We start from the raw sequence: 21919 nt of genomic DNA on the forward strand, positions 1-21919 counted from the left end.
TTTGGCTTTCGTTTGCTGCCGTCATTGCGAGGAGCGAAGCGACGAAGCAATCCATCTGTCCCCCAGCGGAGATATGGATTGCTTCGCTTCGCTCGCAATGACGGTTGATACAGTTTCGCCTTAAGACTTCGGCTTATCCCGGAAATACGGCTCGACCGCGCCGTGGACCTTGATGGTCAGCGGATTGCCGTGGCGGTCCTTGGCGTTGCCGGCGGTGACGCGCACCCAGCCCTCGCTGATGCAATATTCCTCGACATTGGTCTTCTCGACGCCCTTGAAGCGAATGCCGACGTCGCGCGAAAGGACATCGGCGTTGTAGTACGGGCTGTTCGGATCGACCGAGAGGCGGTCGGGAAATTGGTCGCTCATCGCTTTGTCGTTCTCGCTCACAACAGTGCCTCGATTTCTTTTCTCAATCCCTCTGGGGTGGCGGTCGGCGCATAACGCCCAACCGCCGTGCCCGACCGGTCGACCAGGAATTTGGTGAAATTCCATTTGATCGAGGGACCCAATAATCCCGATTTCGCGTTCTTCAGATGGTTGAACAACGGATGCGCATTGCTACCGTTGACGTCGATCTTGGCGAACATCGGGAACGTCACGTCATACTTGCTCGTGCAGAACTCCTCGATCTGCCGCGCATCGCCCGGCTCCTGGCCGCCGAACTGGTTGCAGGGAAAGCCCAGCACCGTAAATCCGCGCGGCGAGAAATCACGATGCAACTGCTCCAGCCCCTTATACTGCGGCGTGAATCCGCAGGCGCTCGCGGTGTTGACGATCACCAGCACCTGCCCCTCGAACCGCTTCAGCGGAACCTCGTCGCCGGCGAGCGACTGCGCCGTGAAATCATAAACGCCTGGCATGATCCTCTCGATTGTTACCGGAGCATGATCTTATCCGAAAACTAGTACCCACTTTTCGGGATCATGCTCTAGCCCGCCGGATCGATTGCCGCCGACGGCGTTCCGCCGGCTTCGATGGCCTCGCCCGCAGCAAGGCATAGATCTTCGCGATAGCGCCCGGAGACCAGTTGCACGCCGACGGGAACGCGCCCGACCAATCCGGTCGACACCGTTAGCCCGGGCAGCCCCATGAAGGGAATGGCGATCTGCGGCAATTGCGCATGCCAGACACGCGCAAACGATGCCTCGTCCTTGCGGTCGAGCTGATCGGGGAACGGCAATTCGCCTGACACCGGCATCAGCAGCACGGCGTAGTTTTCGAAGAATGACAGCCACTCGCGCGTCAAGGTCGCACGGCGCGTCAGCGCCTTCGACAGGTCGAACGGATGCACTTTGGCGCGGTTGCCGCGCAGGCAGGCCAGCGCGCCGGGATCGCCCTCGCGTTCGGCGGCTTCCAGCTGCGCCTCGTAGCCGTCGCCGAGCCAGAGCTTGGTCTGCAGATCGGCGGCCTCGCGCAGCGTCGGCGTGTCGGCGATTTCCTCGACGATCCACCCCGCTCGCTGCAGCCGCTTGCCGGCATCGGCAACGGCGGCCTTCACTTCAGGTACGGGATCGAGGCCGTCCGGATTGAGGCACATCGCGACACGCTTCGGCATCGCCGGGCCTTCCAAGGGCGCCGGCACCCACCAGGGATCGCGATAGTCCTTCGCCGACATCGCGGCCAGTGCGATCCTGATATCGCCGATGGTGCGCGCTAGTGGGCCGGAGACGGCGCTGATCTGCGGGCCGATCGGCCGCTCTGGGAGCGCCGCGTTGAACGCGGCGATGCGGCCCATGGTCGGCCGCAGGCCGTGCACGCCGCAGGCATAGGCGGGATAGCGGATCGATCCCGCAATGTCGGTGCCGTGCGCGATATGCCCGATGCCAGCCGCGACCGCAGCACCGGCGCCACCGGACGAGCCGCCCGGCGTGAGCGCGGGATCGCGCGGGTTCTTGGTGTCGCCATGGATCAGGTTGGAGGTGAACCAGCGATAGGAGAAGGCCGGGCAATTGGTACGCCCCAGAATGACGGCGCCGGCCTTGCGCAGATTGTCGATCACCGGGCTGTTGCTTTTCGCGATGGCGTCGCGCTGCAGGTTCAAGCCGTTGGTGGTGGCATAGCCCTGCTGGTCGATATTGACCTTCACGGTGACGGGCACGCCGCCCAGCGGGCCCGCATCCTCACCGCGCCCGATCGCGGCATCGATGGCGGCAGCCTGCGCCAAGACGTCTTCGGGCCGGTGCTCGACAACGGCATTGATTTTCGGATTGACCGCGTCGAGCCGCGCCAGCGCGGCCGTCGCCGCCTCCTTCGCCGAGACTTTTTTAGCCTTGATCAGCGAGGCCATTTCCGCCGCCGACAGACGCCATAGATCCTGCATGCAAAACTCCATCCGATTGCCGCCCTTTTAGCGCCGGGCGCAGGGCAATGCCAGCGGGGGATCTTGCACCGAGCGCGAGGCTCCCTCGCCCCGTTCTTCACGGGGAGAGGGCTGGGGTGAGGGGCTCTTTCCGCGGGCACGAAAAGCAGTGATGATGCGGAGGCAGCCTCTCACCCCGACCCTCCGCCCGCCAAGAGCGGGGAGAGGGAGAAGGCGTTAGCCCTTCTAACGCATCCGGGCGATGTAATAAGCGAGATCGCCAATCTGCTCCGCCGCGATCGGCGCCATCACGTCGGCCATGCTGGCATCATAGCCGTGGCGGCTGTTGTCCTTGTACTCGGCGAGGGTCTTGGCGAGGTAATCCTCCCGCTGGTTGGCGATGCGCGGGACGTTTTCCTTCCCCGACAGATCGGGATTGTGGCAGGTGTCGCAGCGGTGCTGCTGCACCAGCGCCTGCCCGCGCTGCATCCGCGCCGGATCGCCATTTTCTGCTGGCGGCGCAGGCTTGGGCATTTTGGCGATGAAGTCGGAGAACGTGCGAAGATCATCGTCGGTCAGCGGCTTTGCCATCTCGTTCATCGGCTCGAAGACGCGCAGCCTATCGCGGAACATGAAGAGCTGGATCAGCGCATACGGCGCCTGCTGGCCGCCGAGCGAGGGCGTGTTCTCGGTCTGCGACTGGCCGTTCTCGCCGTGGCAGGCGAGGCATGGCGCGATGCGTTGTTCGATGGTTTGGGTGTTGGCCTGTGACGCGATCAACGCGAACGCCAGCACCATTATTGTCATACGCATCGGCTTACTCCGGGCACTCGCGTCATTGCGAGGAGCGCAAGCGACGAAGCAATCCATCTATTCCCGCGTTGAGGAATGGATTGCTTCGCTGCGCTCGCAATGACGATTGTTGCTGGACTACGACTTCCCCGCCACCTTCTGCTTGCCGTAGGTGATGCGGTAGACGGCGCCGTTGTAGTCGTCGGAGACCAGCAGCGAGCCGTCCTTCATCTGCAGCACGTCGACTGGGCGGCCGATATACTTGTTGTCCTCCAGGAAGCCGGTGAGGAACGGCTCCAGCGACTTCATGGTGCCGTCCTTGTTCAGCTTGGCGATAACGACGTCGCCGCCGACTTTCTTGGAGCGGTTCCAGGAGCCGTGCCGCGCGATGATGGCGACGTTCTTGTAGGCCTTCGGGAACAGGCTGCCGGTATAGAAGCGCATGCCGAGCGACGCCGAATGCGGTCCGAGCAGCCCAACCGGCGCCGTGAACTCGCTGCAGGTCTTGCCCCAGCCGAATTCGGGATCGACGATATTGCCCTGCAGGCAGTAGGGCGCGCCGAAATGCTCGCCCACCTTGGTGATGCGGTTGAGCTCGTCCTCGGGCACGTCTTCCGACATCCAGTCACGGCCGTTATCGGTGAAGTAGAGCTGCTTGGTCTCCGGATGCCAGTCGAAGCCGACGGTATTGCGAACGCCGCGGGCGATCACTTCCGCGCCGGAGCCGTCGAGATTCATCCGCCGGATCAGGCCGTGCTCGTCGTCATGCAGCACGTTGTTGCCGGGCTGGCCGACCGGAACATAGAGCTTGTTGTCGGGACCGATGCCGATGAACTTCCAGCCATGGGCCTCGTCCTTCGGCAGCTTGTCGAAGATCACGGTCGGCTTCGGCGGGTTGTCCAAGACATCCTCGACCTTCTCGATCTTGGAGACCTTGGAGAGTTCGGCGATGTAGAGCGTGCCATCCTTGAAGGCGATGCCGTTCGGACGGTAGAGGCCGGAGGCCAGCACCTTGACCTCGCGTTTGCCGTCCTTGTTGATGATGGCATAGACCTTGTCGACCAGCCGGCTGCCGACGAACACGGTTCCCTTGTCGCCGAGCGCGAGCGAGCGGGCGTTCGCCATGCCGGCGGCATAGACCTCGATATTGAAGCCGGCCGGCACCTTCAGCTTGGCGGTCGGCAGCTTGTCCGGCGCGGCGGGGATCGGCGGCGGCGCGATCGGCGCGAGCTTGGCCGCGGCCTCATTGCCGGCAGGACGGCCGATCAACGGCGAGCCGGGGGGAAGCGGCGCAGCCGCAGCAGGCGTGGCGGCAGCGGGTGGCGCGGCAGCAGCGGGCGGCGCCGCGGCAGGCTGTTGCGCCGCGGGCGGCGTGGCGGCAGCCGGTGGATCGGCCGCCTGCTGCGCAGCAGCGCTGAGCGTAAAGGCAGTCAAGAAGGCACCGGACAGCACCAAGCTGCGCGGCACCGGCAAGTAGTTCACCATGGGCGTTCTCCCTGACGGAAGCCTTTCTCGCCGCGCAGGTTCACATGATGCCCACGCCGGAGGCTTTCCCGGCGGGCACTCTCCATATTTGTATACCGGTGCGCAATCGGAAAACGTCGCGCCTGCAAATTGCACCCACAACGGACACAGCAGGCGCTCGGCTCCTACGGGCCGTCAGTGTCTTGTAATGGGACCGCCGGGCGCGTCGAGGATCGCTTCGGAAAACGGAAACTCCAGCACGATCTCGCCGTCGTCGTCAGTCACCTCGATGGTCGCGCTCAGCAGGGCGCCCTCGACGCCGTCGGTCTTGAGCAACTCGCGGATCATGGCACGCGCCATCTCCCAGGCGCGATCGGGATCAACCAGCACTTCGCCATCAGGGTCTGAGATCAGCTCGTCGCCGATACGGGTGTTGAAATAATATCGTGGCATCGGCTCGAACCTGGCTCCGGTTAGGGCCTCCGATAGAGGGAGGCCGAATGATCACATTGCTACTTTATCCGGAGCCCATAGCGCTCCGTCCCAGCCCAGAATCGTCATTCGCGGCGGTCCCAACAACCGTGAAGGGCTTGATCCCACGTTGTTTTGACCGGCGCTCTCCGCACAACTCCGTGACACCCCTGTGCAGCGCAACATAAACAATGCAGGTTCCGGGCAAAAGATTTAACTGGCGAACTTTTCGATCCACGCTACCTTAACTGCAAGGGCGGAGTTCGTCCGGTAGCAAAAAGGGAGAGCATAATGGCCTGGAAAGCACCGAAAATCGTCGAAGTGTCAGTGGGCATGGAAATCAACATGTATATGTGCGCCGCCCGCAGGTAAGCGGTAGCGCAATTTCACTTTTCGCGCAGGTGGACCACCGGGCTGACATCTTCTTCCCGAACGGGGAGATATGTCGCCAGGCTGGAGTCCACCGCGCGCCGTTTCTCTCGCCGGGCTTAGCAACCCGGATTTGTTTCTAAGGTCTGAAGTCTCCAGGAGACGGGATCATGCTTCGCGTCGTCGTCCTGGGCGCCGCGGCGGGCGGCGGTATTCCGCAGTGGAACTGCGGTTGTCCGGTATGCCGGAAAGCCCGAAGCGAAAACCGGGAATTGCAGAGCACGCAGGCGTCGATCGCGGTCAGCGCCGACGGCGAGCACTGGTATCTCGTCAACGCCTCTCCGGACCTCCGTCAGCAGCTTATTGCGACGCCTCAGCTTTATCCAAAGGCTGGCCAGCTACGTCACAGCCCGATCGCCGGCGTGATCCTGACCAACGGCGAAGTCGATGCGGTCGCCGGGCTGTTGTCGATGCGCGAGGGTTCGCCGTTTACGCTCTACGCGCATGAACGAGTGCTTGCGATTTTGCGTTCCAACAGCATCTTTAACGTGCTGGGCGAAAACAACGTGAAGCGCCGGCCGATCGCGGCGGACGTCGCCTTCGAGCCGGCCCTGCCCGACGGCTCGCCGTCCGGCATGGAAGTCCTCCCCTTCGCGGTTCCCGGCAAGGGCGCGTGGTACCTCGAAGGCAAGGCGCATCCGGAAGGCGGCGACGCCGCCGGCGACACGCTCGGGCTTCGCATTCTGGACAAGACAAGCGGTAAGTATTTCTATTTCCTGGCCGCCTGCGCCAGGTTGACCGACGATCTGAAGTCGCGCCTTGCGGGCGCAGCGCTGGTCTTCTTCGACGGCACGGTATGGCGCGATGATGAGTTGATCGTACAGGGCCTCGGCACCAAGACAGGACAGAGCATGGGCCATATTTCGATGTCAGGCGAACACGGGGCGCTCAAGGGCCTTGCCGGTCTCGATATCGGCCGCAAAATGTTCCTGCATATCAACAACTCCAACCCTGCCTTGCTCTCCGGCTCGGACGAGCGAAAGGCGTTGGAACAGGCGGGCTGGCAGATCCCAGCCGATGGAACGGAGATCACGCTGTGAATGTCGTCCCCACCAGCGGAATGACCGCATTGTCGATCGGCAAGGGCGTCACGCTAAACAACGCCGAGGAACTCGAAGCGATGCTCCGCCATATCGGCGCGACGCGCTATCACAATTTGCATCCCTTCCACCGCCTGCTGCATGGCGGCAAGCTCAACAAGGGACAGGTGCAGGCCTGGGCGCTGAACCGCTATTTCTACCAGAGCACGATCCCGCTGAAGGATGCCATGGTGATCTCGCGGTTCCGCGACCGCGCCACCAGGGTCGAATGGCGGCACCGCATCGAGGACCACGACGGCGATATCGGCAGTGAAGGCGGCATCGAACGCTGGCTGAAGCTCACCGAGGGCCTCGGGCTCGACACGGCTTACGTGGAATCGACCCAAGGCATTTTGCCCGCGACGCGATTTGCGGTGGAAGCCTATGTGCATTTCTGCCGCGACCGGACGCCGCTGGAGGCGATCGCCTCCTCGCTCACCGAATTGTTCGCGCCGAGCCTGCACGAGGAGCGTATCTCCGGCATGCTGGCGCATTACGAGTTCGTCAATCCCGACATCATGAGCTATTTCAAGCGCCGCCTGACCCAGGCTCCGCGCGATGCCAACTTCGCGCTCGACTATGTCAGGAAGAACGCAAAGACGCCGGCGGAGCGCGAGGCCGTCGCCAACGCGCTGATCTTCAAGACCAACGTGCTATGGGTTCAGCTCGATGCGCTGTACCATGCCTATGTCGACGGCCACATTCCGCCTGGCGCGTTCGTACCCAAAGGGGACTAACCATGGCGCTCAGCCGCAACATCAGTGTCAGCGAGGCGAGCCGGCCGAAATTGCCGCGCCACGCCCGGCTGAAATTCGATGAGACGCGGCAGGTCTGGGTGATCCTGGCGCCGGAGCGCGTGCTGGCACCGGACGAAATCGCGGTCGAGGTGCTGCAGCTTTGCGACGGCGTGCGTAGCGTCGCCGAGATGGCCGACCAGCTCGCGGCGAAGTACGCCGCCCCGCGCGAGGCGATTTTGACCGACGTCGTCGCGATGCTGCAGGATCTCGCCGACAAGGGTTTTCTGACTGAAGCGCGTGAGAAGACGTCATGAGCGACATTCTCGCCGACAGCAAGACAGCCGGTACCGCCGTACCCAGCGACGGGCTGGCCGTGCTGGAGTCGCGGCGCTCGACCGCGGAGACGTTCGGCATTCCGCTCGCGGTGCTTGCCGAGCTGACGCATCGCTGCCCGCTGCAATGCCCCTATTGCTCCAACCCGATCGAGCTCGACCGCGCCAGCGGCGAATTGACGACAGAAGAATGGAAGAAGGTCTTGAGCGAGCTCGCCGAAATCGGCGTGCTGCAGATCCATTTCTCCGGCGGCGAGCCGACCGCGCGCAAGGACTTGGTGGAACTCGTACAGCATGCGACCGATGTCGGGCTGTACAGCAATCTCATCACCTCGGCGGTACTGCTTACAAAAGAAAAGCTTTCAGCGCTAGCCGATGCCGGGCTGTGCCATGTGCAGATCAGTTTCCAGGGCAATGAGCCCACAGTGGCCGACCGCGTCGCCGGGCTGAAAAACGCGCATGAGAAAAAGCTTGAAGTCGCTAAATGGACACGCGAGCTCGAGCTGCCGCTGACGGTGAACGCGGTCATGCACCGCCAAAACCTGCACCAGCTCCCTGACATCATTCAGATGGCAGTTGATCTCGACGCCGACCGGCTCGAGGTCGCCAACGTCCAGTATTACGGCTGGGCCCTGAAGAACCGCGCTGCGCTGATGCCGACGATCGAGCAGATCGACGAGACCAGCCGTATCGTCGAAGAAGCGGCAGCTCGCCTGAAGGGCATTCTCGCCATCGATTATGTGGTGCCGGACTATTACGCGCTGCGTCCGAAGAAATGCATGGGCGGCTGGGGCCGGCAGTTCTTCAACATTTCGCCCGCCGGCAAGGTGCTGCCCTGCCATGCCGCTGAAAGCATCACCGGGCTCGAATTCGAATCAGTGCGCTCGAACCATTCGATCGCCTGGATCTGGCAGAACTCCGAAGCGTTCAACCGCTACCGCGGTACCGGCTGGATGCCCGAGCCGTGCAAGAGCTGCGAATTCCGCGAGGTCGATTTCGGCGGCTGCCGCTGCCAGGCCTTTGCGCTGACCGGCGATGCCGGCAATACCGACCCGGCCTGCACGCTGTCGCCGCGGCATGAAGAGATATTCAAGACAGCCGAGCGCGAGGCGGCCGCGCACCAGGACCGCTTCCTCTACCGCAATTTCGCCGGCGGCACGCTGGAGACGGAAGGCGAGCATGGCGCCTGACGCCGACGCCGGCAAATCCATCAAACGCGACGACCCGTTTGCCCCGCTGACCTCGGAGCAGCTTGCGGTCGGCGACGGCCACGACATCTATGTCGAAAGCGTCGGCCGGAGCGGCGGCATTCCCGCGGTCTATCTGCATGGCGGACCCGGCAGCGGTTGCCAGGCGGACCATCGCCGCCTGTTCGATCCGGAACGCTTTCACGCCGTGCTGTTCGACCAGCGCGGCGCGGGCCGCAGCCGCCCGAAGGGTAGCCGGCAAGCCAACACGCTACAGCATCTGATTTCGGACATGGAGGCAATCCGCGAGAAATTCGGCTTCGAGCGCTGGATGGTCGTCGGCGGCTCCTGGGGTGCGACGCTGGCGCTGGCCTACGCACAGGCCCATCCGGGCCGCGTCACCGGCGTCGTGCTGCGCGCGACCTTTCTCGGCACGATGCAGGAAATTGAAACTGGATTTCTCAACACGCTGCCAAGGTTTTATCCTGGCCTTTACGACGACTTCATTAGCGTGTTGCCGAAGGACGAACGCGCGCAGCCAATCCAATCCTACTTTCGCCGGATCCTCGATCCCAGCGCCGACGTGAACATTCCGGCAGCGCGGGCCTGGGGCGAGACCGAGCGGATACTTTCCGAACACATACCCAACCGCACGCGTCTCGACATGGCCGCGCTGAGTTCATCGCGGAACCTGCCGGCGACACCATTCATGGAAGCGCATTATTTTTCCCGTGACAGCTTCATGGAGCCGAACCAGTTGATGCGCGAAGCGGGCAAGCTGGCCGGCATCCCCGGCATCATCGTGCAGGGCCGCTACGACCTGCTGTGTCCGCCCGCGATCTCGCATGCCCTCGCCGCCGTGTGGCGCGAGGCCGAAGTCCGCTTCGTCGAGGGCGCCGGCCACACGCTATACGACCCCGGCGTCCGCGACGCGGTGATGAAGGCCATCGCTGACATCGCTTCCAGAACGCAAAAATAGGAAACAAGAACATGCCGATGGCCGGAAAAGGCATGCTGCTGACGTCGATGAACATCGATGCGGCACATGAGGCCGAGTTCAATCGCTGGTACGACCGCGAGCATCTCGAAGAGCGCGTCGCCATCGACGGCTTCCTCGAAGCTCGCCGCTATGTCGCCCATGACGGCAACCCGAAATACCTCAGCCTCTACTCCACCGAAACGTTCGAGGTGCTGGACAGCCCGGCCTATCGCACGGCGCTGGCGAACCAGACGGCGTGGTCAAAGACCAACATCGCCCGCTTCCAGAATATGATTCGCGCGGTGGCGCGCATCACGGTGAGCCGCGGCACCGGCCGCGGCGCGGCGCTCGGCATTGTGCGGCTGCGTCCACCTGATGGCGGCGAGGACAAGTTGCGCGGGGCGCTCAGCGAGCAACTTGATCCCGTCAAGCTCGACGGCATCATCTCCATGCACCTGATCGAGAGCGATCCGGCGCTTTCGAAGCCGATCACCGATGATCCATCGGCTCCCAATCCCGGCGCCGGCGACTGGTTCGCGCTGATCGACGCGACCGATATCGGCGCGGTGCCGGCAGCCATGCTACGGTTTTCCGGAAATATCGCATTGAAGCCGCTGCTTATCTCGAGCGGAATTTATCGTCTGATGTGGGATATTGCGAAGAGCGATATCGGCTAGGCGCCCTCACCGCTGCCGACCGGCGCGGACGGCTTGAGCGGCCAGCCGAACCGGCTGGCGCGGCCCGACAGGAAATCCCTCGCCCAGCGCTGCGCCGGCCGTTCGACATAGCGCCACACGATCCAGGCAAGCAGCGTCATGCCAATGGCGATCGCAATCACCATGGCCACCGGGTTGGCCGATGCGTGGGTGAACAGCACGTAGCCGAACTGCATGTGCAGGAGATAGAGCGGATAGGTCAGGCCGCCGGCCGCCAGCACGAACGCCGGCGGCAGCGGAACGTGACGAATTCGCGTTGCCACAAAAATGACGGCGATCGAGATAAGGCAGATCGCCGCCACCGTCCATGCCTCGAATACGCCGCCGGTATGCGGCGCCAGCTTCACCGCCTTTTGGATGGATTGAAACACGGCCGTGCCGATCGACAGCGCCAGAAGGCCGTACAGCATACGGCCGCGGCGTCCGCGGTAGAATTGATAGATCAGGAGCCCGACGGCAAAGAAGCCGCTGTCGTCGGTCAAGAACAGCTTTTCGACGAGCGGCGAGTTAACGCTCAGCTTGTTGGCGAAGGTGATGCCAAGGCCACCCAGAATAATCGCATCTATCCGGCGCGGAAACAGTCCAGCCGCGATCAGGAGCGCGATCCAGGCATAGAACATCACTTCGATCACCAACGACCAGTAGGACGTATCCATGTAGGGCTGGCCGAGCGCAGGCGCTGCGATGAACAGATTGGCGAGCCATTGCTTCAAGCTCGTATCGAAGTGCGGCGCCCCCAGAAACGCGATCGCAATGAATGTGAGCGTCATGCAAAAGACAAAGGTGGGATAAATGCGGCTGAAACGGGCGATGGCAAAGCCGGTTGCCGTGCGACCCTCGGCCGAATAGGCGATCACGAAGCCAGAGATAACAAAGAAGGCAGGTACGCCGAGATAGCCGTATTTGGCAACCGGTGCTAGCCAGGGCAACGCCACCTGCGGCACGCCATGCGAGGCCGGGCCCCAGAAACCAAAATGATAGAGAAGGACGCCAAACACGGCCGCAAGGCGGAGCAGATCGAGCGCTTCCACGCGCGACGTTCGATGCGCTTCTGGCGGCATGGGCTGAGGTGTTCCTGCACGGGAACTGCAATTGCGGCAACGTATCGGTGACGGGTAAAGGCGCGATTAACGAATGCCTAACACTCGGGCTCCGCGCGACAAGCAACCGTTGACCCTACACCGCGCGAAACTTGCCAAGCTTGGCATGCCTACCCTGCTCGCATTCATACCAGGAACGGATTACCGCGCCTGCCGTTTGGCTGAAGACGCGGAAATCGCCACGTCCGGCAATCGACGATCACAACACGAACGGCCGGAGACTTCTCGAAAGAGCAGGCCACCATGTCCGCAACTCGTCTCACGACCGGATCCTCGCCCGCCTTCACCTTCGTGCTGACGATGGGGATCGTGAACCTGTTCGGCGATATGACATACGAGGGCGGCGGAGCAATCAACGGCCAATTCATGGCCTCATTGGGAGCCAGCGCAGCCATCGTCAGCATCACGGCGGGTGTCGGCGAATTCCTGGGCTATGCGCTGCGCTCCGTCTCCGGCTACATCGCCGACCGAACGGGTCGATACTGGCTCGTCACTTTCATCGGTTACGCCATAAATCTGTTCGCCGTTCCCGCGATGGCGCTGGCTGGAAACTGGCAGATCGCAGCGTTGCTGATCCTCGCCGAGCGCATCGGCCGCGCACTGCGCAAGCCAACCGTCGAGGCCATGCTCTCCTATACGACAGGCAAGCATGGACGGGGTTGGGTATACGGCGTCAACACCGCGCTTGACGAGACCGGCGCGACGCTCGGTCCGCTCATCATCGCCCTCGTCCTGTTCTTTCGTGGCGACTACCGGAGCGGATACGCGCTGCTGCTGATTTCGAGCGTGCTGGCGCTTGGCGCACTGATCGTCGCCCGCATCAACTTTCCGGTCCCGGAGCGGTTGGAAGAAGGACGAACGGCGCCCGCGCGGGAATTGGGCCGGTCATATTGGCTTTATATGGTGGCCGCCGCCTGCTTCGCGGCCGGACTGATGAGCTATGAGCTGATCGCCTATCACCTGGCCACGGCCAAGATCGTCACTGAGAACTGGATACCGGTCTTCCTGGCTTTCTCGACAGGTTGTGGCGTGATTGCCAGCCTTGTTCTCGGCAAGCTGTACGATCGGGCCAGACTACCGACATTACTGTCGGCCGTCTTTCTGTCGGCGTTTTTCACGCCGTTTGCCTTCCTCGGCAATTACGCCGCGATTCTGTTCGGGATGGTGCTTTTGGGCATTGGCTACGCAACGCAGGACACGCTGCTGAAGGCCGTGGTCGCCAACGTTCTGCCTGAGGGAAAACGCAATCTGGCTTTCGGGCTCTTCTATGCCGGATATGGCGTCGGCTGGTTGATCGGCAGCACCGCGACGGGCCTGCTCTACGACCAGTCCCGATCTGCGCTCATTGCGTTTGCGGTCGCCGCCCAACTCGGTTCATTGCCGTTATTCGTAATTGCCAAACGGCATGAGCCTCGCTCGCACGAGGCGGCATAGCGAAGCGAAATTATCCGGGCGTGAATTGACTGAGATCGGAGATGCCGATCGCCTTCTCAAGCTCCGCAACGCGATGGGCCATCTTTTCAAATCCATCCTCGCCGAAGAGCTGATGCTCCTTCTTCTCGAAATCCTCCGCCATGGCGTCGTATTCATGGGGTGACACCACGTCCTTTAGAAGCGGGAAAAGATCCGTATCCTCTCTGGCGGCATGCGGCCGGTACATCCTGACGAACGAATGAATGGAGCTTATCAGCTCCCGACGGTCGTCGCCGTCCTTGCGGCTGCCAGGCGCACGCTGGAGAATGACCTGGGTTACCCGTCGCCCGGCCTGGTGCTGTGCCTGAAGCGTATCGACCAGTTCGACCATCTTTCTTGCTTTTCGAAAGCGCGGAAACACCGCCTGCTCTTCCGATTTCTCGTGATAGTCTTCGATGAAGTCGCGCACGATCTCGGCCGCGTTGACGAGATGCGCGGGATCGAATTCCTGATTTGCGGCAAACCGTTCCAGGCCCGCTTCATAGACCAGCAACACGCGGTCGAGCACGCCATGTTCACGCATCAAATCTTCCGGCGGCGTGACTTTGGTCTCGGCTTCGCGTTCCTTTTCGTGTTCTTTGCGACGCTTAGCTGCCCTCGCGAAGGAAGCCGGCAGGATCAATCCGCTGGACGCGACTGCTCCGGCCGCGACTACCATCAGTTCTCGTCTTCCAGGAGAATAATTGCCAGTCATGACGGAAAATCCGGTTAGGTCGCAAATAGGACCGCGCTGTTCACGTCGATACAGAGATCAACTCTTGCGCCAGGGTTCTGGATGCCTGGTGCTGGATGCCAGGTTCTGAATGCCTCGGGTTGACGAGGGCAAACACTTGGCGACATCGTCGGTTCCCGATACCGTCGGCCCACAACAGAGCCCCGATCACATGACGTTGACCAATGAAGTTTCAGGACCTCGTGAGCGGTCTGCGAGAGGTCCTGTCCAATGAACGAAGAAAAACCCGCGGGCAATGTCGCTGAAGTTTTCTTCGCCTTCCTCAAACTGGGACTCACATCGTTTGGCGGGCCGATCGCGCATCTCGGTTACTTCAGAGCGGAATTCGTCGAACGCCGGAAATGGCTGAACGAAACCAGCTACGCCGACATCGTCGCGCTCTGCCAGTTCTTGCCGGGGCCGGCTTCCAGCCAGGTCGGTTTCACGCTCGGCATCCTGCGCGGCAACGGCCTGCTTGGCGGCGTGGCGGCGTGGTCCGCCTTTACCCTCCCCTCCGCCCTCATCATGTTCGCTTTTGCGCTCGGCGCGACCATCTTCAGCGGACCCTTCGGCGAAGGCGTGCTGCATGGCCTCAAGCTGGTCGCGGTCGCGGTGGTCGCGCAGGCGATCTGGGGGATGGCCCAGAGCCTGGTGCCGGACCGCGCGCGGGCTGCCATCGCGCTCGCCGCCGTTGCGATCGTGGTTTTCATCGGCGGGTCGTTCGGCCAGATCGGCGCTATCGCCCTCGGCGCCCTGGCCGGGCTCGTTCTATGCCGCGGTGACGGCCCGGCCGCGACCGGTCAGCTCGGCTTTTCGGTGTCGCATCGGCACGGCATCGCCGCGCTCGTGCTGTTCGCCGCTCTGTTCCTGATCACACCGCTGGTGGCGGCCAGGACCGGCTCCCAGGGGCTTGCGCTGTTCGATGCGTTCTATCGTTCCGGCGCGCTGGTGTTCGGCGGCGGCCACGTCGTGCTGCCGCTGCTGCAGGCGGAGGTCGTGACGCCGGGCTGGGTCAGCAATGCCGATTTCCTCGCCGGCTACGGCATGGCGCAGGCAGTCCCCGGGCCACTCTTCACCTTTGCGGCCTATCTCGGCGCCGTAGGCCCCGCTCCCAATGGTCTGGCCGGAGCGGTGATTGCACTCATCGCTTTGTCGCTGCCGGGGCTGTTGCTGGTCTACGGCATGCTGCCGTTCTGGGATGCGCTGCGCCTGCGCCCGGCGGCCCAAGCCGCCATGCGCGGCACCAATGCCGCCGTCGTCGGCATTCTCGGCGCCGCGCTCTACAATCCGGTGTGGACCAGCGCCGTGCTCAGCCCGCGTGATTTCGCGGTGGCGCTGGCCGGTTTCCTGCTGCTGACGGTCTGGAAGCTGCCGCCATGGATCGTCGTCGTCCTGCTGGCCCTGGCCGGTGCCATCCTGCGGCTCGCCTGAGCACGGCGCCGAGAATGACTAGGCAGACAGCACGGCCTCGGCGCCTCGCACCTCGTCCGCAAAGCCCCGCATCTCCGCGATCTCGTCGAACGGAGCGCGCTCGGTAACGAGGCCGTTGATCGGCTGCGAGGGGTCGGCATAGCCAAGTGAAATGCCGCAGAACACGATGTATTCGTCCGGCAGCTCAAGATGCGCGCGAACCGTCTTGTGCATCGCCGCCCAGGCCGCCTGCGGACAGGCCGAAAGGCCGCGCTCGTGGGCAAGCAGCAGGATCGATTGCAGGAACATGCCGACATCGGCCCACTGCCCCTGCTCCATGGTGCGGTCGATCGACAGGATCATGCCCACAGGCGCGCCGTAGAAATCGAAATTCTTCGCAAACTGCATCAGCCGCGCCATCTTGTTGTCGCGCGATATGCCAATCGTTCCATAGAGATCCTCGGCGCATTTAATCCGGCGACGGTTGTAAGGGTCCTTCAAATGGGGGGCGTAGATCTTGTACTCCGATCCCTCGGCGGCAGGATTGGCCGCGAGACTCTGCCGGACCGCGCTCCGCAGCCGGTCGAGGTCGGGGCCCGCCATCACGCTCAGCCGCCATGGCTGCATGTTGCTGCTCGACGGTGTACGCCGCGCGATCTCGATGATGCCACGGATAAGGTCGACCGGAACGGATCGGCTCAGATACGCCCGCGCCGATCGGCGCTCGGAAATCGCCTGTGTCACAGTGGTCATGAATGCAGCCTCGCGAAAGCTGTCGGCCGCATTGGCTTATTCTGGCTATTGCCGGATTAATATGGCATGCTTCCGATAACATAAATCCGGTGTTCGCATGAATAAGGCCAGCTTTTCGGAAGCGGAGGCCTATCTCGCCGTCGTCGATCGCGGGGGCTTTGGCGCCGCCGCGCGCGAGCTCGGCGTCACCCAATCCACCATCAGCCGGCGCATCGCCGCGCTGGAGCAGCGCATCGGCAAGCGCCTCGTCGAGCGCACCACGCGCCGTGTCACCCCGACCGAGGCGGGCCTCGCATTCGCCAATGACTTGCGCGACGTGCTGGCCCGGCTCGCGGACGCCGAGGGCCGCGTGCAAGCCGAAGGCTCGGAGGCGGAAGGATTGCTCCGCGTCACCATGCCGACAGCCTACGGCCGCACCGCGGTGCTTCCGCACCTCGCCGTCCTTGCCAAGCGCCATCCGCGGCTGCGCTTCGAACTCGATCTATCGGATCGTTATGCCGACATTCTCGAGGAAGGATATGACCTCGCCATCCGGATCGCCGAGCCGACGCAGTCCGGCCTGGTGTCCGAACGCATCGACCGCTTCACGCTGCACGTCTGCGCTTCGCCCGACTATATGGCGAAGCATCCTCCGATCGAACGACCGCAGAACCTTGCCGCGCATGCCTGTATTGTGCAGCGGACCTATGCGCCACGCAGCAAATGGCGCTTCGAATGGTCGGGCGACCTGATCGAGATCGAAATCGCGCCGCGCATCATCGCCAGCGACATGATGGCAGTGCGATCGCTTGTGCTTGATGCAACGGGTGTCGCGATATTGCCGTCGTTCCTCGCGCGCGATGATCTCGCATCGGGCAGGCTCGTCGAAGTGCTCGGCGAGGCCGGCCTGCCCGCGATCAACGTCTACGCCAGCTTTCCGCATCACCGCGCCGGACTATCCAAGATCAGGGTGGCGGTCGAAGAGCTGCGGCGCGGTTTAATCAAATAATACGCATCTGGCTGCACCGCACATGCTGCACTGCCACATCGATAGCTGCGACACCAGGTTTCACGTCTCCATGCAATTGAAAACGGGAGATCGCGCAAAATTGCCTTTGTGCCTGATATGGAATGGCTCTAATAAGATAAGCCTATGATCCAATTCAAAAACCACAAGAACGCTCGCTAAGGCGTTCATAGGCAAAATAAGGCCGCGTTGCGGTTATCGGCGCGGGACAAGGTAGGAATGAAACCGACTGATATCTCGGCGCCAGACTACTTTCACAAGGTGGTCGATTGCCAATGGGCCTGCCCCGCACACACGCCAGTTCCCGAATACATCCGTCTGATTGCCGAAGGGCGTTATAGCGACGCCTATATGATCAACTGGAAATCGAACGTGTTTCCCGGAATTCTGGGACGTACGTGCGATCGTCCATGCGAGCCGGCATGCCGCCGTGGCCGTGTCGAGGAAACCCCGGTTGCGATCTGCCGCCTGAAGCGCGTCGCTGCCGACTTCAAGGACGACGTCAAGCACCGCATGCCAAAGCCGGTTGCCAAGAACGGCAAGCGCATCGCGCTGGTCGGCGGCGGTCCCGCCTCGCTTGCGGTGGCGCGCGACCTGGCGCCGCTCGGCTATCATTGCACCGTGTTCGATTCCGATCCGAAGGCGGGCGGCATGATGCGGAGCCAGATTCCGAAATTCCGCCTGCCCGACACCGTGATCGACGAGGAGACCGGCTACATCCTGAACCTCGGCGTCGAGTTCAAGGGCGGCCACCGCATCGACAGCCTGAAGAAGCTGCTTGACGAAAATTACGACGCGATCTTCATCGGCTCCGGCGCGCCGCGCGGCCGCGAGCTCGATATCCCCGGCCGCAAGGAAGCCGCCGCCAATATCCACATCGGCATCGAGTGGCTGGCGTCGGTCTCGTTCGGCCATGTCGAGAAGATCGGCAAGCGCGTCATCGTGCTCGGCGGCGGCAATACCGCGATGGATTGCTGCCGCACCGCGCGCCGGCTTGGCGGCGAGGACGTCAAGGTGGTCGTGCGTTCCGGCTTTGAGGAGATGAAGGCGAGCCCCTGGGAGAAGGAGGACGCCCTCCACGAGGACATTCCGATCCTCAATTACATGGTCCCGATCGCCTTCAAGCACGTGGCCGGCAAGCTGATCGGTGTCACCTTCCAGAAGGTGAAGGCCGAATACGACGCCAAGGGCCGCCGCAATCTGGTGCCTTCCGGCGAGCCGGACCAGACCATCCCCTGCGACGACGTGCTGGTCGCCGTCGGCCAGGAGAACGCGTTCCCCTGGATCGAGCGCGACTGCGGCATCGATTTCGACAAGTGGAACATGCCGCAGGTCGATCCCAAGACCTTCGTGTCGACCAATCCGAAGGTGTTTTTCGGCGGTGACGCCGCCTTCGGCCCGAAGAACATCATCTGGGCGGTGGCGCACGGCCATGATGCCGCGCTGTCGATCCACAAGATGATCTCGGGCGAAGACATCAACGACCGTCCGCTGCCCGAAGTGCAAGTCTCCTCGCAGAAGATGGGCATCCACGAGTGGAGCTACGACAACGACATCTCCGGCGACAAGCGCTACAAGGTGCCGCATCGCGACAAGGTGATCGCGCTGAAGGACATCAAGGCTGAGGTCGAGCTCGGCTATGACGTCAAGCTCGCGCTCGGCGAGGCGCAGCGCTGCCTGAACTGCGACGTGCAGACCATATTCTCGGCGCCGGCCTGTATCGAATGCGATGCCTGCGTCGACATCTGCCCGATGGACTGCATCACGTTTACGGAGAACGGCGAGGAAGCAGACTTGCGGCAGCGGCTGAAGGCACCATCGCCGCATCCCGACCAGGCGCTCTACCTCGCCGAAGGACTCAAGACCGGGCGCGTCATGGTCAAGGACGAGGACGTCTGCCTGCATTGCGGGCTGTGTGCCGAGCGCTGTCCGACCGGTGCCTGGGACATGCAAAAGTACCTCATCGATATGACTCACGCAGGTTCGACATGCCAGACCAAAGCCCGATCAGCAGCGTAAACGACTTCGTCGTCCGCTTCGCCAACGTCAACGGCTCGGGTTCGGCGAGCGCCAACGAGTTGTTCGCGCGCTCGATCCTGCGCCACGGAGTGCCGGTTTCCCCGCGTAACATCTTCCCCTCCAACATCCAGGGACTGCCGACCTGGTACGAGGTGCGCGTCACCGAGGCCGGCCATCTCGGCGCCCGTGGCGGCGTCGACATGATGGTGGCGATGAACCCGCAGACCTGGGACAAGGACGTCGCCTCGATCGAGCCCGGCGGATACCTGTTCTACGATTCCACCAAGCCGATGCCGTCGTCGAAGTTTCGCAGCGACATCACCGTGATCGGCGTGCCGCTGACCGCGATCACCAACTCGACTTATACCGACCCGCGCCAGCGCCAGCTGTTCAAGAACATCATCTATCTCGGCGCGCTCTGCGCCCTGCTCGACATGGATCCGAAGCTGATCGAGCAGCTGATCGGCGAACAGTACAAGGGCAAGGAGAAGCTGCTATCGTCAAACGTTCACGCGCTGCATCTCGGCCGCGACTGGGCGTTGCAGAACCTGAAATGCCCAATCGGGCTGCAGGTGAAGAAGGCCGACAAGGTCGGCGACCGCATCTTCATCGAAGGCAACAGCGCGGCGGCACTCGGCGCGGTCTATGGCGGCGCCACCGTCTGCGCCTGGTATCCGATCACGCCGTCCTCGTCGGTGGCGGAGGCTTTCACCAGCCATTGCAAGAAGCTGCGGCACGACCCCAAGACCGGCAAGGCGAAATACGCGATCGTGCAGGGCGAGGATGAGCTCGCCTCCATTGGCATCGTGATCGGCGCCTCCTGGAACGGCGCGCGGGCCTTCACCGCGACCTCCGGTCCCGGCATCTCCTTGATGACGGAATTCATCGGCCTGTCCTATTTCGCGGAAATTCCGGCCGTGATCATGAACATCCAGCGCGCCGGCCCCTCGACGGGCATGCCGACGCGCACCCAGCAATGCGACATCATCGCCTGCGCCTATGCCTCGCACGGCGATACCAAGCATGTCCTGTTGTTCCCGGAAGACCCGGCCGAAGCGTTCGAGTTCGCGGCGCAGTCGTTCGACCTCGCCGACCGCCTGCAGACCATGATTTTCCTGATGCTCGACCTCGACATCGGCATGAACAACCGCCTGTGCCGGCCGCTGAAGTGGGATGACGCGCGGCAGTATGACCGCGGCAAGGTGATGACGGCGGCCATGCTCGACGAGCCCGGCCGCGATTTCGGCCGCTATCTCGACGTCGACGGCGACGGCATCCCCTACCGCACCTATCCCGGCACACATCCGACCAAGGGCTCGTTCTTCACCCGCGGCACCTCGCGCGACCGCTACGCCCGCTATTCGGAAGAAGGCGCCGTCTATGCGGACAACATGCAGCGGCTGGTGCGCAAGTTCGAGACCGCACAGGACATGGTGCCGCGGCCGCTACAGGCCAACGCCGCCAAGCCGACCAAATACGGCGTGATCTATTTCGGCTCGACCTCGCCCGCGATGGACGAGGCGATCGGGCTACTCGAAGCGCGCGGCCATCAGCTCGACCGCATGCGCATCCGCGCCTTCCCGTTCCACTCCAGCGTCGCGAGCTTCATCGCCGACCATGATTTCGTTTATGTCGTCGAGCAGAACCGCGACGCCCAGTTGCGGCAGTTGATCGTCAACGAGAATGGCATCGATCCGGTCCGGCTGGTGCCGATCCTGCACTATGACGGCACCCCGATCACCGCGCGCTTCATCGCCAATGCCATCGGCGACCATCAGGACCATCTCAAGGTGACCCCTCTCCGCAAGGCCGTGTCATGACCTACATTGCAAAGCCAAAATTTCATCATCCCGGCCTGAAGAAGAACGATCTCGGCTACACCCATCGCGACTACGAGGGCAAGATCTCGACGTTGTGCGCCGGCTGCGGCCACGACTCGATCACGGCGTCGATCATCGAAGCCTGTTACGAGCTGTCGATCGAGCCGCATCGCGTCGCCAAGATTTCCGGCATCGGATGTTCGTCGAAGACGCCGGACTATTTCCTCGGCAACTCGCACGGCTTCAACTCGGTGCACGGCCGTATGCCGTCGGTTTTGACCGGCGCCAACCTCGCCAACCGCGACCTCATCTATCTCGGCGTCTCCGGCGACGGCGATAGCGCCTCGATCGGCTTCGGCCAGTTCGCGCATTCGATCCGCCGCGGCGTCAACATGACCTACATCGTCGAGAACAACGGCGTATACGGCCTGACCAAGGGCCAGTTCTCGGCCACCGCCGACCGCGGCTCGAAGTCCAAGAAGGGCGTGATGAACACCGACAACGCCATCGACCTGGTGGCGATCGCGCTGCAGTTAGGGGCCAGCTTCGTCGCGCGCAGCTTCTCCGGCGACAAGACCCAGCTGGTGCCGCTGATCGCGGCGGCGATCCGCCACAAGGGCGCATCCTTCATCGATGTCATCAGCCCCTGCATCGCCTTCAACAACCATGCCGGCTCGACCAAGAGTTTTGACTATGTCCGCGAGCACAATGACGCGGTGAACCGGCTCGACGTGCTCACCGGCCGTGACCCGATCACGGTCGATTACGCGCCTGGCACGGTGCAGGTGGTCGAGCAGCATGACGGCACGCGGCTGGCGCTGCGCAAGATCGACGCCGATTATGATGCCAGCGACCGGCTGGCGGCGATGACCTTCCTGCAGAAGCACGCCGCCAAGGGCCAGGTGGTGACCGGGCTGCTCTACGTCGATCCGGACGCCGAAGACCTGCACACCCATCTCGATACCGTCGAGACGCCGCTCAATACGCTGGAAGCCGAGGATCTGTGCCCGGGTTCGGCGGCGCTGGAAAAGATCAACGCCAGCCTGCGGTAGGTCTGCGGCTGATGATGCTTCAGTCCTCATCCTGAGGAGCAGGCGAAGCCTGCGTCTCGAAGGATGAAGGCCACCAGCGGGGCCAC

Annotated in this window: 22 protein-coding genes; 13 read left to right on the forward strand and 9 right to left on the reverse strand. The window is 62.8% G+C overall.

Going from position 1 to position 21919, the window contains the following annotated elements; translation table 11 throughout:
• Positions 1–120: 120 nt before the first annotated feature.
• The 6 genes from QA643_RS32700 to QA643_RS32725 form a co-directional block, all read right to left on the reverse strand.
• A complete protein-coding gene (locus tag QA643_RS32700; protein WP_283029783.1) occupies positions 121–369 on the reverse strand; it encodes a DUF3297 family protein in 249 nt (82 codons plus the stop codon).
• 17 nt (positions 370–386) lie between these two features.
• Positions 387–863 (reverse strand): glutathione peroxidase, encoded by a 477-nt coding sequence (locus tag QA643_RS32705; protein WP_283029784.1) that lies wholly within the window; start codon positions 861–863, stop codon positions 387–389.
• A gap of 68 nt (positions 864–931) precedes the next feature.
• On the reverse strand, positions 932–2323 hold the full coding sequence (locus QA643_RS32710; protein ID WP_283029785.1) for an amidase family protein: 1392 nt from the start codon (positions 2321–2323) through the stop codon (positions 932–934).
• Positions 2324–2548: 225 nt separating this feature from the next.
• Complete coding sequence (locus tag QA643_RS32715; protein ID WP_283029786.1) at positions 2549–3115, reverse strand: c-type cytochrome; 567 nt, start codon at positions 3113–3115, stop codon at positions 2549–2551.
• A gap of 117 nt (positions 3116–3232) precedes the next feature.
• Positions 3233–4579, reverse strand: a complete 1347-nt coding sequence (locus QA643_RS32720) for a PQQ-dependent sugar dehydrogenase (protein WP_283029787.1) — start codon at positions 4577–4579, stop codon at positions 3233–3235.
• Between the two features lie 174 nt (positions 4580–4753).
• Positions 4754–5011 carry a hypothetical protein gene (locus QA643_RS32725; protein WP_283029788.1) on the reverse strand — a complete coding sequence of 86 codons (258 nt, stop codon included), beginning with the start codon at positions 5009–5011 and terminating at the stop codon, positions 4754–4756.
• Positions 5012–5320: 309 nt separating this feature from the next.
• On the opposite strand from QA643_RS32725, the gene pqqA reads away from it, so the two are divergent.
• From pqqA to QA643_RS32760, 7 genes are all read left to right on the forward strand, one after another.
• On the forward strand, positions 5321–5401 hold the full coding sequence (gene pqqA / locus QA643_RS32730) for a pyrroloquinoline quinone precursor peptide PqqA (protein ID WP_283034997.1): 81 nt from the start codon (positions 5321–5323) through the stop codon (positions 5399–5401).
• Positions 5402–5568: 167 nt separating this feature from the next.
• Positions 5569–6498 carry a pyrroloquinoline quinone biosynthesis protein PqqB gene (gene pqqB, locus QA643_RS32735; protein WP_283029789.1) on the forward strand — a complete coding sequence of 310 codons (930 nt, stop codon included), beginning with the start codon at positions 5569–5571 and terminating at the stop codon, positions 6496–6498.
• A 20-nt stretch (positions 6499–6518) separates the two neighbouring features.
• Complete coding sequence (pqqC, locus tag QA643_RS32740) at positions 6519–7274, forward strand: pyrroloquinoline-quinone synthase PqqC (protein ID WP_283034998.1); 756 nt, start codon at positions 6519–6521, stop codon at positions 7272–7274.
• 2 nt (positions 7275–7276) lie between these two features.
• Positions 7277–7588 carry a pyrroloquinoline quinone biosynthesis peptide chaperone PqqD gene (gene pqqD, locus QA643_RS32745; RefSeq protein WP_283029790.1) on the forward strand — a complete coding sequence of 104 codons (312 nt, stop codon included), beginning with the start codon at positions 7277–7279 and terminating at the stop codon, positions 7586–7588.
• Positions 7585–8796: a pyrroloquinoline quinone biosynthesis protein PqqE gene (gene pqqE / locus QA643_RS32750; RefSeq protein WP_283029791.1), complete on the forward strand. Its 1212-nt coding sequence runs from the start codon at positions 7585–7587 to the stop codon at positions 8794–8796. The genes pqqD and pqqE overlap by 4 nt, the downstream gene beginning before the upstream one ends.
• Entirely contained in the window at positions 8786–9772 is a 987-nt protein-coding gene (gene pip / locus QA643_RS32755; RefSeq protein WP_283029792.1) for a prolyl aminopeptidase, read from the forward strand. The genes pqqE and pip overlap by 11 nt, the downstream gene beginning before the upstream one ends.
• A gap of 11 nt (positions 9773–9783) precedes the next feature.
• Positions 9784–10449, forward strand: a complete 666-nt coding sequence (locus QA643_RS32760) for a DUF4286 family protein (RefSeq protein WP_283029793.1) — start codon at positions 9784–9786, stop codon at positions 10447–10449.
• Here QA643_RS32760 and QA643_RS32765 read toward each other — a convergent pair.
• The gene (locus QA643_RS32765; protein WP_283029795.1) at positions 10446–11549 is read right to left on the reverse strand and encodes an acyltransferase; all 1104 of its coding nucleotides are present in this window, start codon (positions 11547–11549) and stop codon (positions 10446–10448) included. The two genes, QA643_RS32760 and QA643_RS32765, sit on opposite strands and share 4 nt — an antisense overlap.
• Before the next feature lie 339 nt (positions 11550–11888).
• Here QA643_RS32765 and QA643_RS32770 point away from each other — a divergent pair, with 339 nt between their 5' ends.
• Positions 11889–13022 carry an MFS transporter gene (locus QA643_RS32770; protein WP_283029796.1) on the forward strand — a complete coding sequence of 378 codons (1134 nt, stop codon included), beginning with the start codon at positions 11889–11891 and terminating at the stop codon, positions 13020–13022.
• Positions 13023–13032: 10 nt separating this feature from the next.
• Here QA643_RS32770 and QA643_RS32775 read toward each other — a convergent pair whose 3' ends face one another.
• Complete coding sequence (locus tag QA643_RS32775; RefSeq protein ID WP_283029797.1) at positions 13033–13755, reverse strand: hemerythrin domain-containing protein; 723 nt, start codon at positions 13753–13755, stop codon at positions 13033–13035.
• 249 nt (positions 13756–14004) lie between these two features.
• Here QA643_RS32775 and chrA point away from each other — a divergent pair, with 249 nt between their 5' ends.
• The gene (gene chrA, locus QA643_RS32780) at positions 14005–15204 is read left to right on the forward strand and encodes a chromate efflux transporter (RefSeq protein ID WP_283029798.1); all 1200 of its coding nucleotides are present in this window, start codon (positions 14005–14007) and stop codon (positions 15202–15204) included.
• Positions 15205–15222: 18 nt separating this feature from the next.
• Here chrA and QA643_RS32785 read toward each other — a convergent pair whose 3' ends face one another.
• On the reverse strand, positions 15223–15936 hold the full coding sequence (locus QA643_RS32785) for a nitroreductase family protein (RefSeq protein ID WP_283029799.1): 714 nt from the start codon (positions 15934–15936) through the stop codon (positions 15223–15225).
• A gap of 97 nt (positions 15937–16033) precedes the next feature.
• Here QA643_RS32785 and QA643_RS32790 point away from each other — a divergent pair, with 97 nt between their 5' ends.
• From QA643_RS32790 to QA643_RS32805, 4 genes are all read left to right on the forward strand, one after another.
• A complete protein-coding gene (locus tag QA643_RS32790; RefSeq protein ID WP_283029800.1) occupies positions 16034–16924 on the forward strand; it encodes a LysR family transcriptional regulator in 891 nt (296 codons plus the stop codon).
• Between the two features lie 237 nt (positions 16925–17161).
• Entirely contained in the window at positions 17162–18961 is a 1800-nt protein-coding gene (locus tag QA643_RS32795) for an FAD-dependent oxidoreductase (RefSeq protein WP_283029801.1), read from the forward strand.
• Positions 18931–20781 (forward strand): 2-oxoacid:acceptor oxidoreductase subunit alpha, encoded by a 1851-nt coding sequence (locus QA643_RS32800; RefSeq protein ID WP_283029802.1) that lies wholly within the window; start codon positions 18931–18933, stop codon positions 20779–20781. Before QA643_RS32795 ends, QA643_RS32800 begins: the two co-directional genes overlap by 31 nt.
• On the forward strand, positions 20778–21833 hold the full coding sequence (locus QA643_RS32805; protein WP_283029803.1) for a 2-oxoacid:ferredoxin oxidoreductase subunit beta: 1056 nt from the start codon (positions 20778–20780) through the stop codon (positions 21831–21833). Before QA643_RS32800 ends, QA643_RS32805 begins: the two co-directional genes overlap by 4 nt.
• Positions 21834–21919: the final 86 nt, after the last annotated feature.

The sequence above is a fragment of the Bradyrhizobium sp. CB3481 genome (genome assembly GCF_029714305.1).
In the GTDB taxonomy this organism is placed as follows: domain Bacteria; phylum Pseudomonadota; class Alphaproteobacteria; order Rhizobiales; family Xanthobacteraceae; genus Bradyrhizobium.

Bases quoted from the DNA above. Each gene is read 5' to 3' on its own strand.
- QA643_RS32760 (WP_283029793.1), top strand. From the start codon at position 9,784: ATGCCGATGGCCGGAAAAGGCATGCTGCTGACGTCGATGAACATCGAT.
- QA643_RS32725 (WP_283029788.1), bottom strand. From the start codon at position 5,011: ATGCCACGATATTATTTCAACACCCGTATCGGCGACGAGCTGATCTCA.
- QA643_RS32790 (WP_283029800.1), top strand. From the start codon at position 16,034: ATGAATAAGGCCAGCTTTTCGGAAGCGGAGGCCTATCTCGCCGTCGTC.
- pqqB (WP_283029789.1), top strand. From the start codon at position 5,569: ATGCTTCGCGTCGTCGTCCTGGGCGCCGCGGCGGGCGGCGGTATTCCG.
- QA643_RS32765 (WP_283029795.1), bottom strand. From the start codon at position 11,549: ATGCCGCCAGAAGCGCATCGAACGTCGCGCGTGGAAGCGCTCGATCTG.
- QA643_RS32785 (WP_283029799.1), bottom strand. From the start codon at position 15,936: ATGACCACTGTGACACAGGCGATTTCCGAGCGCCGATCGGCGCGGGCG.
- QA643_RS32700 (WP_283029783.1), bottom strand. From the start codon at position 369: ATGAGCGACCAATTTCCCGACCGCCTCTCGGTCGATCCGAACAGCCCG.
- pqqE (WP_283029791.1), top strand. From the start codon at position 7,585: ATGAGCGACATTCTCGCCGACAGCAAGACAGCCGGTACCGCCGTACCC.
- QA643_RS32710 (WP_283029785.1), bottom strand. From the start codon at position 2,323: ATGCAGGATCTATGGCGTCTGTCGGCGGCGGAAATGGCCTCGCTGATC.
- QA643_RS32805 (WP_283029803.1), top strand. From the start codon at position 20,778: ATGACCTACATTGCAAAGCCAAAATTTCATCATCCCGGCCTGAAGAAG.
- pqqA (WP_283034997.1), top strand. From the start codon at position 5,321: ATGGCCTGGAAAGCACCGAAAATCGTCGAAGTGTCAGTGGGCATGGAA.
- QA643_RS32795 (WP_283029801.1), top strand. From the start codon at position 17,162: ATGAAACCGACTGATATCTCGGCGCCAGACTACTTTCACAAGGTGGTC.
- QA643_RS32715 (WP_283029786.1), bottom strand. From the start codon at position 3,115: ATGCGTATGACAATAATGGTGCTGGCGTTCGCGTTGATCGCGTCACAG.
- QA643_RS32720 (WP_283029787.1), bottom strand. From the start codon at position 4,579: ATGGTGAACTACTTGCCGGTGCCGCGCAGCTTGGTGCTGTCCGGTGCC.
- QA643_RS32705 (WP_283029784.1), bottom strand. From the start codon at position 863: ATGCCAGGCGTTTATGATTTCACGGCGCAGTCGCTCGCCGGCGACGAG.
- QA643_RS32770 (WP_283029796.1), top strand. From the start codon at position 11,889: ATGGGGATCGTGAACCTGTTCGGCGATATGACATACGAGGGCGGCGGA.
- pqqC (WP_283034998.1), top strand. From the start codon at position 6,519: ATGACCGCATTGTCGATCGGCAAGGGCGTCACGCTAAACAACGCCGAG.
- QA643_RS32800 (WP_283029802.1), top strand. From the start codon at position 18,931: ATGCCAGACCAAAGCCCGATCAGCAGCGTAAACGACTTCGTCGTCCGC.
- pip (WP_283029792.1), top strand. From the start codon at position 8,786: ATGGCGCCTGACGCCGACGCCGGCAAATCCATCAAACGCGACGACCCG.
- QA643_RS32775 (WP_283029797.1), bottom strand. From the start codon at position 13,755: ATGACTGGCAATTATTCTCCTGGAAGACGAGAACTGATGGTAGTCGCG.
- chrA (WP_283029798.1), top strand. From the start codon at position 14,005: ATGAACGAAGAAAAACCCGCGGGCAATGTCGCTGAAGTTTTCTTCGCC.
- pqqD (WP_283029790.1), top strand. From the start codon at position 7,277: ATGGCGCTCAGCCGCAACATCAGTGTCAGCGAGGCGAGCCGGCCGAAA.